Origin of the sequence: Kribbella solani (assembly GCF_014205295.1) — a bacterium.
Lineage (GTDB): Bacteria > Actinomycetota > Actinomycetes > Propionibacteriales > Kribbellaceae > Kribbella > Kribbella solani.
The window spans coordinates 5,990,034-6,001,864 of the sequence record NZ_JACHNF010000001.1; the positions used below are offsets into that span (position 1 = coordinate 5,990,034).

An 11,831-nucleotide genomic window follows, 5' to 3' on the forward strand; every position below is an offset into this window, starting at 1 on the left:
CACCCACCACAGGTCCCGCCGCCGTACGCGGCGGGACGAAGGTCGGGGCTGGTGATCTCCCGCCTACTGCGCGGCACTCGGCACGGCACCTCGCCGCACGGGTGCAAAGGCCACGATGCGCCGCATCGAGACCTTCGCCCCCGCGCACCGAGGCACCGCACCGAGCACCTGCTCGCTACGGCGGGAGATCACCAGCCCCGACCTGGGCGAAGCACTGCCGAAACCACCATCAGCACGGGGACAAAGTGAGGGGAGCAGCATGATGATCAGCGAACAGCAGGAAGTTGCCCGGTACCGCGTTGCCGAGCAGTTGCGGGCCGCGGAGGCCCGGGCGCAGCGCTCCGGGGGGAAGCCGCGCAGCGGTCCGCGGAAGGGTCTGGCCGGGGCGTTGCGCCGGCTGGCCGACAAGCTGGAGCCGGTCCGGAGCACGTCGGAGTCTTTCAACCAGCCCCTGACCGGGTCGCAGCCCCGCCACCGCGGGACCGGGCTCTCCATCGTCCGATGAACGGCGTACCGCTGACCGGCGTACCGATTGCCGGCGTGCCGGTGACGGGTGGCCCGGCGTTGTACGCGCTGCTGGTGCGGCTCGGCCTGGTGAACCCGCGGACGGGCGGCAATCGGTAGTTCTGCAGCTTCCTGCAACGCCTGTGGATAACCGCCGGACGGACCCGCGCGCACTGCTAGCGTTCAGTCGATCATTCTCGGTCGACTTTTGGGGAGAGTAACCAACGATGTTGCGTCCGCTGGTGGCAACCACAGCCGTCACCGCCGCTCTGATCCTGGTCGCCGGCTGCGGCGGCAACGACAAGAAGGCCGACTCGCCGTCCGGTGACGGCAACGGCCAGTCCTCCGCTTCCCCGTCGCCGACCGCCCCGAGCCTCAAGACCTTCGACCCGCCGAAGACGTTCATGGTCGACAACGCGTTCCCGGTGCCCGCGGACAAGACGCTGGACACCTACGACACCGCCCGGAAGGGCATGGTCGGGCATGTCGCCCTGATCGGCCATCGGGCCGGAATCACCGGCCACGACGTCGCTGACCCGAGCAAGACCTGGATGATCAAGTCGACTGAGACGGCAACCACCTCGGTCGAGGACATGAGCCAGATAGTCGCGGTGAAGGTCGACGGCAAGGACGTCGCGCTGGTCGCCTACTCGCAGGTCGACAAGGGCAACGGAACCAAGAAGCCGCAGGGCGTGGTGGTGTTCCAGTGGATCGACGTATCGGCGGGGCAGAAGCTCGCCGAGGTGGCCACGCCGGTGAGCACCGTGGAAGGCACCGGTACCTATGCGGCCGGCTCACCGGGCCTGGGAAGTTTCCAGTACGACCCGGAGACCGGTCAGGTCGCCATCGGCGTGTCCGCCCGGGGGCTGCTGCTCGCGAAAACACAGAACGCGACCGTGTATGCCGACCCCAAGACGAAAAAGTCGACGGTCGTCCCTGGGGTCATTCCGGGAGCATTGCGCAACGGTGTGTTCGCTGGTTCGGCGGGTACGAACGGCGGGACCACCCCTGACAGCTCGATCGTGATCGTCGACGGTGCGAGCGGGAAGACTACCAAGAAGACGCCGGTGGGGCAGAGCTCCCTGGGCCCGCTGTCCGGTGGCATCAAGCACGGGTACTTCTACGGTTCGGTCTACTCGACGGCCAAGGGGACCGATGTCAGCACGCTTTACTCGGTCGACCTCGCGACCGGCGCGGTGGTGAAGACAGTGCCAGGGCTGTCCGCGCGCGACTCCGGTGGTTACGGCTGCACTTGGGATCAGGCAAGTGCGATCGTGTGCACCGCCAGCGCGGCCAGCGGCCCGAAGGAGATCTTCGGCTTCGACGACGACACGGGCAAGAAGGCGTGGGGTTACACCACCCTGTCCGGCGGACGGATCGTGCCCAACGTCACGGCCGCGTTCCACGGCATCCTGTACGCGCAGACCGAGGCGCAGCCGGTGCTGATGGATGCCAAAACCGGCGCGGACCTGCCGAGCGGGACTCCGTCGGGAGGCCCGAGCTCCACACCGTCGGACGGCAGTACCCCGACCGACGGTGCAACCCCGTCGAGCGGTGACACTCCGTCCGACAGCGGGTCGCCTTCGGAGGGCGGCAACGGTAAGGGCGATCTCGGTCTCTTCAACGGCAAAAGCGAGTCGCCGGAGGCAGTCTCGCCGTACGGCGGTATCTACGGTCAGTTGCCGTCCAACTCCAGCTACGGGGAGTACGAGCTGATCGCCATCTACCTGAAGCCGACCGCCTGACATGCTGAAGGCCCCGGGACTACTCCCGGGGCCTTTTGCGTACGGTCAGAGGTCGGAGCGGTGGAAGTTGCGGTACGAGCGTGACGGCGTCGGGCCGCGCTGACCCTGGTACCGGGAGCCGTACTTGGCCGAACCGTACGGGTGCTGGGCCGGCGAGGACAGCCGGAAGAAGCACAGCTGGCCGATCTTCATCCCGGGCCAGAGCTTGATCGGCAGGGTGGCGACGTTCGACAGCTCCAGCGTCACGTGCCCGGAGAAGCCGGGGTCGATGAAGCCGGCGGTCGAGTGCGTCAGCAGGCCCAGCCGGCCGAGTGACGACTTGCCTTCGAGCCGGGCGGCGACGTCGTCGGGCAGGGTGATCAGCTCGTACGTCGAGCCGAGCACGAACTCGCCGGGGTGCAGGATGAACGGCTCCTCGCCGTCCGGTTCCACCAGCCGGGTCAGATCCGGCTGTTCCTCGGCGGGGTCGATATGCGGGTACTTGTGGTTCTCGAACACCCGGAAGAAGCGGTCCAGCCGTACGTCGACGCTCGACGGCTGCACCATCGCAGCATCGAACGGCTCCAGCTGGACCCGCTTCGCGTCGAGCTCGGCCAGGATGTCACGGTCGGAGAGCAGCACGGTCGCACGTTAGCAGCGCGCCGCCCGTCCGCCCAGTCGCGTCCGGTCCATTTGCGTGGTTCACCCCTCAAACGCACCGTTCGCCCCTCGCAGGCGAGAGGCGAACGGGTAACCGCGGACGTTCACCGCTGAAATGGCCCAGGCGGTGGTGGGAGTCCGGAGCCCTCAGCTCTCCGGCGATCCGCACCGCAGGCCGGCCGTACCGGAACCTGGGCCTGAGGCAACTACTTCAGTCGGCCAGCTTGTTGAACTTCGACACCTGGGTGGCGAAGGTCTTCACCTGCGTCGGGGACCAGTCCTTGAGCAGGTCCTCGATCACCTTGTGGCGCTTCTTCCGGGCCGCCGTCAGCTTCCGCTTGCCGGCCGCCGTCAGGGTCAGCAGCGTCGCGCGCGCGTCCGACTTGTCGGCCGCCCGCTTCAGCAGGCCCTCCTCCTCCAGCCGCGCGCAGGCCCGGCTGACTGGTCCCTTGTCCACCTCGAGCGCAGCCACCAGGTCGGCCATCCGTACTGGTGCCAGCTCCTCGACATGGTTCAGCAACGCGTACTGCGCCGGCTCCAGGTCCGGGTGTGCCTCGTCGGACAGCGTCCGCTGCAGACCACGCAGCCGCCGCGCCAACGTGACGAGCTCCTTCTCCAGGTTGTCCACCGCGTCAGTAGTGTCAGTTGCCACCGTTCACCCCTTCATCCAGTTGCCCCGCAACCATCTTGTCCGGTCCGTGCGAGGACCGCATCATCCTCACGTTGCGTCAAATGTTGCCCCCGGCAACGCGTTCTAATCTGCCAGAAGATGACCAACCTGCCCAGCCCTGAACGCGCCCTTTGTGAAAAACTGCCCAAGAACCCCCCGCGCAAACCGCCCACGCCCCGTTTTCGATGCACCCAGCCACCACCTGACCCCTGACGTGGCAACAATTCACTCCCCGTTCCGCCCCGCCACGCGGCCCCGACGTGCCCCCCGCCCCTCCCATCAGCTATGCTCATCACCGCTGCCAGCACCACCGGCAGCACGCGGGTGTAGTTCAATGGCAGAACATCAGCTTCCCAAGCTGACAGTGCGAGTTCGATTCTCGTCACCCGCTCCACTCGTCAAGACATGACAAAGCCCAGGTCCGAGGGGTACTCCCCAGACCTGGGCTTCCGTTTGCTCCGTCATCGACCGAGCGACCGTGCCATCAACACGCCATTAGCCGACCCCCACCAGGACGCCGGCCGCGCCGTCATCGTCCTCCGGCTTGACCGGCCCATCCGAGGTGCTGCGGGTGACCAGTCATCGCCTGGCCACCCGCTGTATTCCTACTTCGGAGCGCCCGGACGACGGGCCTGGCTCTGGTTGCCTCGCCACCCCTATTCTTCCGGCTTGGGGTGAGCCCGATAGCGCTCTGGGTGGTTTGCATCAAACGGTTGACTTGGCAATCAGGGCGGGCCGTGCACGGCCCGCGAGAAGTCGAACGGATCGGCCGTGGACCCTCGGTGGTGCGTGTCGGCGTCACTGCGATCGACACGAGCCGTACCGAGTTCTTGCCGACTCGCGAATGAAACATCGGAGATCGAGCGGTGTGGGCCGAGCTAGGGTGCCTGACTAGCGCCTCCCGCGGCCGCCCTCAGACCGCTCGGAGTGCCTCCTCCAAGCTCGCTACCGACTCCTCTCCCGGAAACCGTCGCCGCAGCTCCTGGTCCAGCTCGCTCGCGATCATCCGGAGGTGCACCTTGCTCTTGCGACCGTCCTTGAGCCCTTCGATGCCGAGGTCGACGGCCCGCTCCAGGTCGCCCTGGCGGCCGGCGACGAACGCCAGCGTGAGCCTGCACTCTGAGATCCGCATCGGGCTCAACTCGGTGCCGTCCGGTGCGATGTTGTCGCCGATGACGGATGTGGCGTACTCGCTTGCCTGCACGTCGTCCCGCGCCATTCGGTGGATGTCCATCGAGTAGTAGTCCCATTTCGCAGGGTCGACCTTGAAGTGGTTGTCCGGTCGGTCCGGGTACGGCAGTTCGGCGAGCAGGTCACGTCCGGACTCGAGTAGCGTCGATAGCCCAGATTCTCCAAGGCGCGCCCGTGCCTTTGCCTCCTGGGCGAGGAGCTGGACTTGAACACTGGTGCCCTGGGCAACTGCCTGACCGCGTCGGGATGCCTCGACGGCCTGCCGGAATCGTCCTTGGGTCAGAGCGAACCAGGCGGTCATCTCGTGGCCCCACCCCACGATCTCCGGATGGCCGGCCTCCGCGCCGAGCTGGGCGGCTGCTACGCGTGTGGATTCCGCCGCTGTTCCCATCCCGAGGTCGTACTCAACACACCCGGCGAGCAGGGCGAGCCAACCGCCGGCCACCAACAGGTCTGAATGCACCCTGAGACCAACCGGACGACGTAGGAGGCTCCCGACGTACTGCAGCCATTCGTGAGCCTCCTCGCGCAGTTCCAGGGCGTCTCGCCGGTTGTACTGACAGCACAGCTCCTCAACGGTCGAGTGAAGCGACTCGATCGTGTTCGGCGTCGTGTCCGACGACTGCAAGCGTGAGACCAGCTCGGCCGTCTGCCAGGGCGTTTCGTTGAGCCTCGCTGCCGCGTCCTGTCGGGCCGCCGCGATCAGCTCACCCTTCGCCCGCAATGCCGCGTCACAGGCCCTCGCGACATCGTCGGTCGCCGGCTTCCGGCCGTTCTCGATATTCGACAGGTAGGACCGGCTGAAGTGCGTTACCCGTGCCAGGTCACCAAGCGACCACCCGCGATGGTCGCGGTACTCCTGGAGGCGGCTCCCGAACGACATAACCCCAGTGTCACCCACGCTCTGTATCCCTGTCTCCCGATGGCAAGGGATACGCGGGAATCATCGATTCCGGGTACCGCGTCGAGCATGCTCCGAACATGAACGACATAACGCGGGGACTGGAGCGCGACGCTGCAGAATGGCCCGTCCTGCGAGCGGCGCAGGACATTGACTGTGACGGCAACAACCCGAAGACCGGCCAGAGATGCGTCCTCGGCCAGCACCGGGGCTACCACCGAGACGAGACGGGTGCGGAGTGGCTGGACAAGTGAAGCGGCGCGTACGCCGCCTGCGCAATCGGTACTCGCCCTGGCGACGCGGATACAGCGAAGGCTTCGAGGGAGGCATCTGGGTGCGGCCGACTACGTCGATCGGCTGCTAGCCGGGCAGTCCGGTCCGACGATCGCCCGCGACGACGTGAGCGACGTTGCCGACCGAATCCGCAGGGAGATGTCCTAAGTCTGGTCAGGTCGGCATGTAAGCACGTGATTCCCCCGCCTTGCCGACCTGACCGCTCCACCTGTGCGCGAAATGTAGTCATGATCCGTCGTGCTTCATGGCTTCCGGGGCGCCCCTGTGCCTGCGCGCGTGCCCGATTCGTGCCCGATCGGGCGGTGTGCGGCGCGTAGAGGCGGTCAACAGTGGTCACTCGGGTCCGGGGAACCGGCTCGGTGGCGCTGAGCGTGAGTCGCGCGGGGATGACAACTCTGTTCCCAAGCTGACAGTGCGAGTTCGATTCTCGTCACCCGCTCCACAGCTCATCCCAGGTCCGAGGTCTTCGGGCGTGTCTCAGGTCGCGGAACGGTCCGATCAAGTCCGTGTACGCGCGTCTCCGGAACGTTGACCGATGCAACAGTGGCCGCCGTATACGAAACAAACGCTTCAGTCACACGTTTGACCGGCGCCGTGTTCGAGAGACGGTTCCCGTCCTTCGTCTCGCCGTATGAGATAGCTGCCGCCTCCGCCGGCCTGACCGAGGACGCGATCCGGGCCGCGCTGGACAGCGAGTAGGAGCACAGCCTGTTTGCGGGCTTGGCGACTCCATTCGTGCCGGCGGGCCGCGGAGGGTGGCGGTTGACGATTCAGACTGCTCGGATCGCGTCACTCAAGCCGCTGAGAGTCACTTCACCGGGGAAGCGCCGCTGTAGCTCCTGGTCCAGCTCGCTGGCGATCATCCGGAGGTGAACCTTGCTCTGGCGACCGTCCTCGAGCCCTTCGACGCCGAGGTCGACGGCCTGCTCCAGGTCGCCCTGGCGGCCGGCGACGAATGCCAGCGTGAGCCTGCACTCTGAGATCCGCATCGGGCTCAACTCGGTGCCGTCCGGTGCGATGTTGTCGCCGATGACGGATGTGGCGTACTCGCTTGCCTGCACGTCGTCCCGCGCTATCCGCGGCAGCGCCTTGGCTTCCTGGGCGAAGGGTTGGACTGGGGCACTGGTGCCCTGGGCAACTGCCTGACCGAGTTGGGATGCGTCGACGGCCTGGCGGAAGCGGCCTTGGGTGAGGGCGAACCAGGCGGTCATCTCGTGGCTCTGCCCAACGATCGCCGGGTGATCCGCCTCGGGCAGGTCCGTCTTGGCGATTGGGGGACCAGCTGGCGAGCGGAGAGGGAGTACGTGGGGTGGGTGTGGCGTGGGGTTTGAGGGTGGGGTGGGTGGTTGTTGCATTAGTTGGCTTTGGGGGGCTGCTTGGATTGGTGGTGAGGCTCTATCGTTTGGCGGATGAGCTATCAGCAGCAGCCGTCGCAGTTTCAGCCGCCGCAGCAGCCCCAGCAGGCGCAGCCGCCCCAGCAGCAGTATCAGCCGCAGCAGGGGTATCAGCAGCCGCATTATCAGGCGCAGCAGGCTATGGGGATGTTGCAGTTGACTGTGCAGGGTAGTGCGATGACTTCCAATTTGGTGCCGCCTACGGTGCGGTTGAACGGGTATCCGGTGCCGGTCAAGTACGGGCGGAATGACATTCCGGTGCCGGCGGGGCCGTTGCGGGTTGAGGTTCAGTCGCAGTGGATTCTCACGTACGGGAAGGCTGCGCTCGACTGTATGGTGCAGCCGAATCAGGCCGTGCCGGTTTTCTACGCGTCGCCGTATCACCAGTTCACGTCCGGGAGTATCGGGCACACGAAGGTGAAGCGGAAAGGGCTCGGCACGATGTTGGGCCTGGTCGGGGTGATTGTCGCGGTGGTCGTACTGGTGAATGTGCTCGTGGCACTCAACTGAGAACAGGCCGAGGAGAATCGCTGGATGTCGGCTGAGTCGGAGCACGGCAGGCGGGCGCCGGGCGGGATCGCGCTGCGGGCGCGGGCCACGTTCGATCGCGATGGTGAGGTCGCGCACGTCTCGAAGCTCACCGTGGACGAATCGCGGGCGGCGCACCGCTGGGTGATTACCAGGGACGGGCACGCCGTCCAGTACCGCGATGACGATCCGGTGGGCAAGGCACTCACCGAGCAACTTCGGTCGGGGCCTGGGCGGGACCTGACGGGGGAGTTTGCCGCGGGGCTACGTCATATCTCACCGGCCGGCGCGAAGCGGCTGTGTGACGAAGCGAAGTCGACGACCGGGGATCAGGCTGGTCGGGATGCGATCGACCGGTGGTTTCAGAAGATCACCCCGGCGTTGGAAGCCAACTGGTCGGTGGAGTTGCTCGTCGCGGATGCGCTGAAGGCACAACGGACCGGTGGTCGGTCGGCCGGTGACGGTCGCCCGGGAAGTTCAAGGCCGCAGACGGCTCGGGTTTCGGGGCGAGCCGATCGCCGTGGTCCGGGTGGTCGCGGCGGTTCCTGAGGCGTACTTCGCCTTGAACGAACAGTCGACGCCGCAGTACGCGCCCGTCGCCCAGGTGGTTTGTATCAAACGGTTGACTGAGGCAAGGGTCAGCCGCGGGCGGGGCCGGTGGGGGTGGTCGTTGGTGGGGTGGTGGGGCAGCTGGTGGGGGTGGTTCGGCCCAATTGCCAGACGAGGTCTACCTGGGGGTCCGAGGTTCGGCGGATGGTGAGGGTCAGGCCGGGTTTGGTGGTGCAGATCTTGAGGCCGGGGGCGTACGCCGACGAGCAGGTGAGATCTTGGGGTGCGCCGCCGTTGGCCGAGATCTTCAGGGCGGCCGGGGCGGAGCAGACGGCGCGGATCTCGTACGAGCCTGGTACCAGGGTGACGTCTTCGTTGGTTGCGGTGCGGTCGTAGTCGAGGTCCTCGCGCCAGATCACCTGTGGATCGTGGGGGAGGTCGCTGAGCTTGAGCGGGTTGCCGGCCGGGGTGGTGGGGGTCGCGTTCGGTGAGGTGCTCGGCGGGTGGACGGCTTCGTCACTCGAACAACCCGCCGCCAAGCAGCAGCTAACCGCCAGCAGCGCCGCGCCGACGGGGCGGGCGACGACGGCAAGCGCCGTCCAGGCCGGGCGAGTGGTGGCGGTCAGCGCCGCGCTGGCGGGGTGTGTGGTGGCTGGTGAAGTTGTGGGGGTGGGGTTCATTGGGGCGGAAGGTAACACGATGCAGCTTGTTGGCGACACGGTGTTGCAGGTTGTTGCAGATGTTGTGCGAGGCAACTGTCAGTTGGTGTATGCCTCCAGTTCGACGATGCGGGAGTAGGTGTGGTCGTTGCCGTCCAGGCAGAGGATGCGGATGGCGTCGGCTGTGACAGGGGTGAAGGTGGTGGTGACGTGGCCGGCGGTGTTGCCGCGGATCTGGGCGACGGTTTGCCAGCTGCCGGACTGTTTGAGCTGGACGTCCCAGTCGCGGAGGCCGTTCGTGCGGGCGGGGTACTTGGCGGAGTCCAACGTGTACAGCTCGACCCGGCCGACGGTGGTGGGGGTGGCGAGCGCGACGTCGTACGTGTCGGGGAACGCCGCGCGGGTGCCGTCGTTCCAGCCGGTGAGGGTGTCCCAGTGCTCGGAGTCCTTGTCGCCGTCGACCGCGCCGCACAGGGTGAAGTTGCCGTGTGTCGAGGATGCGGTGGCTTGTTCGCCGAGGATGAGGTTGTCCCCGGGGCCCTTCGTGGGCAGCGGGTTCACGGTCACGGGGACGGTCAGCCGGTTGCGGTCGACCTCGACGCCGATCCGGTACGTCCCGGGCTTGGCGTCCCTGGGTACGCGCACCTCGACCGGCGCGGACACCGGCTGATCCGGATCGACCGCCGGTAACCACGACGAGAACAACGTACGCGACAACTGCAGCGGCCCGTTCGGAGTCAGCGTCAGATCGGCGTACCGGTCCTTGGTTCCGGTGTTCGTCATGGTCAGGTTCAGCGTGCTCGGAAAGCAGGGCAGACCAACGACGCTGAGCTGCGACGGCATGACACTCACCGCCACGTCGGAAGTTGCCTTGGGCATCGACCCGGAGCCGAGCAGGGCGGCCGCCAGCAAGGTGCCGGCCGCGACGACGGTTTGGCGGGGGAGCTTCATTGCTGGACCTCCGAGATGCCGGGGCGGCCGTCCTCGACCAGGAGTTTGGCGCGGGTACTGACGGTGCCGCCTTGGACGGACACCTTGTCGACGACGCGATAGTCGGAGATCCACTGCCGCGGCGTGATCGTGCAGCTCACGTACCCGCGCTGGAAGTTGCCGAACTTCATGTGCGGGTTCTCCCGCAGCAGCGTCGCGCCGCCGGCGTCCAGGTCCTGCCCGTCGATCCCGGAGGTGATCGACGTACCGACGAACTCGGCGCCGACGGTTGCCGACGAAGGATCGGTGAAGTCGAGCTTCAGATCGGACGCGACACTGCGGTGAAGGTCGCCCGCGATCGACACCAGGTTGCGTACCTTCCGCTGCGCCGCGCCACCAAGAACACGGTCGCGCGACGCCTCGTACCCGTCCCAGGTGTCCATCGGAACGAGTACTTCCGGACCGTCCTTCGTGTCCAGCCGGGCGATCGCGGTCTGATGCGCCATCACGTTCCACCGGGATTGTGAGGCCGTCCATCCGTCCAGCAGCCACTTCTCCTGCGCCGCACCGGTGATGGTGCGGGCAGGGTCCTTCGTCTCCGGCCCGGGCGCCTTGGTTCCATCGCCGTACGCCTGATCCGACCGGTACTGCCGCGTGTCGAGCACGCTGAACTCGGCCAGTCGCCCGTACCGAATCCGTCGGTACAGCTGCATGTCCGGCCCTTTCGGCAACTGCGCGAGCCGCAGCGGCATGTGCTCCCAGTACGCGCGGAACGCGTTCGCGCGCCGGACCAGGAACTGCGCCGGCGGCGCACTCGGATGCGCTTCGTCGGCCCAGTTGTCGACGACTTCGTGATCGTCGAGCGTGACGACCCACGGCGCGCGGGCGTGCGCGTTCTGCAGATCCGGGTCGAGCTTGTACGCCGCGTACCGCTGCCTGTATTCGTCGAGCGTCACGGTCTGCTGGGTGATGTACGGCTCGTTCGAATGCGGCCGGATGCCCCGGTCGATGCCGAACTCGTAGATGTAGTCGCCGAGGAAGAACACCACGTCGTGGTCCCGCTTCGCCATATCGGCGTACGCGGTGTACCAGCCTTCCCACCACGCCTGACAGGACGCGAACGCCAGCGAGAGCGAGGCCAGTTGCGCGTCGTACGCCGGCGCGGTCTTCGTCCGGCCGACCGGACTGAGCTGCCCGTTCACCCGGAAGCGGTACCAGTAGTGCCGCCACGGCCGCAGTCCGCGTACGTCGACGTGCACCGAGTGGCTCGACTCTGGTTGTGCCTTCGCCGTTCCATGGCGTACGACCCGGTGGAACTGTTCGTCTTCGGCGACCTGCCACTGGACTTCGACCGGTCGCCGATCCATGCCGCCGAAGGGCGCGAGTGGATCCGGGGCCAGCCGGGTCCAGATCACCACCGCGTCGGGCAGCGGGTCGCCGGACGCGACGCCGAGCGTGAACGGGTCACGCCGGTCCGGGCGGCCGGTCCAGCCGGCCGCCGCGGCCCGGATCTCCGGCAGGTTGCCGGCCAGCGCGAGCGCGGCCGCCGCTCCGCTGACAGTGAGGAAGTTGCGTCGTGTACTCCGCATCGGCCCACCCGATCAGTTGGAGGTGATCACATCCGTAACGGGAGATTACGAGAAGTTCACACAACAGGGTGGGAAAATGGCCGGATGCGGCCTACTTGACCGTCTTGCTGACCGTCGGCGCATCGGTCGGCGCGGACGGCCGGTAGCCGGTCGGCTGGTGATCGCAGGCGGCGAGGCCGAGGGCCAGTGGTACGGCGACCACGACGGCCAGCAGGGCGCGACGTTTCATCTGAGTTTC

Annotated in this window: 13 protein-coding genes and 1 tRNA gene; 6 read left to right on the plus strand and 8 right to left on the minus strand. The window is 66.9% G+C overall.

The annotated features are described in order from the left end of the window. Positions 1-259 precede the first annotated feature (259 nt). From HDA44_RS27590 to HDA44_RS27595, 3 genes are all read left to right on the plus strand, one after another. Positions 260-505, plus strand: coding sequence for a hypothetical protein (locus HDA44_RS27590; protein ID WP_184839276.1), 246 nt, complete (start codon positions 260-262; stop codon positions 503-505). Beyond that, positions 502-624 carry a hypothetical protein gene (locus tag HDA44_RS38240; protein ID WP_272956443.1) on the plus strand — a complete coding sequence of 41 codons (123 nt, stop codon included), beginning with the start codon at positions 502-504 and terminating at the stop codon, positions 622-624. The genes HDA44_RS27590 and HDA44_RS38240 overlap by 4 nt, the downstream gene beginning before the upstream one ends. Positions 625-731: 107 nt before the next feature. Next, complete coding sequence (locus HDA44_RS27595; RefSeq protein WP_184839278.1) at positions 732-2,249, plus strand: hypothetical protein; 1,518 nt, start codon at positions 732-734, stop codon at positions 2,247-2,249. A 45-nt stretch (positions 2,250-2,294) separates the two neighbouring features. On the opposite strand, the gene dcd is transcribed toward HDA44_RS27595, so the two are convergent. Next, positions 2,295-2,870, minus strand: coding sequence for a dCTP deaminase (gene dcd, locus HDA44_RS27600; protein ID WP_184839280.1), 576 nt, complete (start codon positions 2,868-2,870; stop codon positions 2,295-2,297). A 229-nt stretch (positions 2,871-3,099) separates the two neighbouring features. Further along, positions 3,100-3,540 carry a MarR family winged helix-turn-helix transcriptional regulator gene (locus tag HDA44_RS27605; protein ID WP_184839283.1) on the minus strand — a complete coding sequence of 147 codons (441 nt, stop codon included), beginning with the start codon at positions 3,538-3,540 and terminating at the stop codon, positions 3,100-3,102. A gap of 338 nt (positions 3,541-3,878) precedes the next feature. Between HDA44_RS27605 and HDA44_RS27610 the strand changes: the two genes are divergently transcribed. Next, positions 3,879-3,952: transfer RNA gene (locus HDA44_RS27610), tRNA-Gly, on the plus strand. A 519-nt stretch (positions 3,953-4,471) separates the two neighbouring features. Here the strand turns inward: HDA44_RS27610 and HDA44_RS27615 are convergent. Then, the gene (locus HDA44_RS27615) at positions 4,472-5,632 is read right to left on the minus strand and encodes a helix-turn-helix domain-containing protein (RefSeq protein ID WP_184839285.1); all 1,161 of its coding nucleotides are present in this window, start codon (positions 5,630-5,632) and stop codon (positions 4,472-4,474) included. A 1,082-nt stretch (positions 5,633-6,714) separates the two neighbouring features. Beyond that, entirely contained in the window at positions 6,715-7,155 is a 441-nt protein-coding gene (locus tag HDA44_RS27620; protein ID WP_184839287.1) for a hypothetical protein, read from the minus strand. A 198-nt stretch (positions 7,156-7,353) separates the two neighbouring features. Here HDA44_RS27620 and HDA44_RS27625 point away from each other — a divergent pair, with 198 nt between their 5' ends. Both HDA44_RS27625 and HDA44_RS27630 read left to right on the plus strand, forming a co-directional pair. Then, positions 7,354-7,848 carry a hypothetical protein gene (locus HDA44_RS27625; RefSeq protein WP_184839289.1) on the plus strand — a complete coding sequence of 165 codons (495 nt, stop codon included), beginning with the start codon at positions 7,354-7,356 and terminating at the stop codon, positions 7,846-7,848. Positions 7,849-7,872: 24 nt separating this feature from the next. After that, entirely contained in the window at positions 7,873-8,415 is a 543-nt protein-coding gene (locus tag HDA44_RS27630) for a hypothetical protein (RefSeq protein WP_184839291.1), read from the plus strand. 89 nt (positions 8,416-8,504) lie between these two features. Here the strand turns inward: HDA44_RS27630 and HDA44_RS27635 are convergent, their stop codons facing one another. The 4 genes from HDA44_RS27635 to HDA44_RS27650 all read right to left on the minus strand — a co-directional run bounded on the left by HDA44_RS27635 (position 8,505) and on the right by HDA44_RS27650 (position 11,822). Beyond that, positions 8,505-9,095 carry a hypothetical protein gene (locus HDA44_RS27635; RefSeq protein ID WP_184839293.1) on the minus strand — a complete coding sequence of 197 codons (591 nt, stop codon included), beginning with the start codon at positions 9,093-9,095 and terminating at the stop codon, positions 8,505-8,507. Between the two features lie 78 nt (positions 9,096-9,173). Continuing rightward, positions 9,174-10,025 (minus strand): galactose-binding domain-containing protein, encoded by an 852-nt coding sequence (locus tag HDA44_RS27640; protein ID WP_184839295.1) that lies wholly within the window; start codon positions 10,023-10,025, stop codon positions 9,174-9,176. Beyond that, positions 10,022-11,593 (minus strand): alkaline phosphatase D family protein, encoded by a 1,572-nt coding sequence (locus tag HDA44_RS27645; protein ID WP_184839297.1) that lies wholly within the window; start codon positions 11,591-11,593, stop codon positions 10,022-10,024. The genes HDA44_RS27640 and HDA44_RS27645 overlap by 4 nt, the downstream gene beginning before the upstream one ends. 91 nt (positions 11,594-11,684) lie before the next feature. After that, a complete protein-coding gene (locus HDA44_RS27650; protein WP_184839299.1) occupies positions 11,685-11,822 on the minus strand; it encodes a hypothetical protein in 138 nt (45 codons plus the stop codon). Between the last annotated feature and the right edge of the window lie 9 nt (positions 11,823-11,831).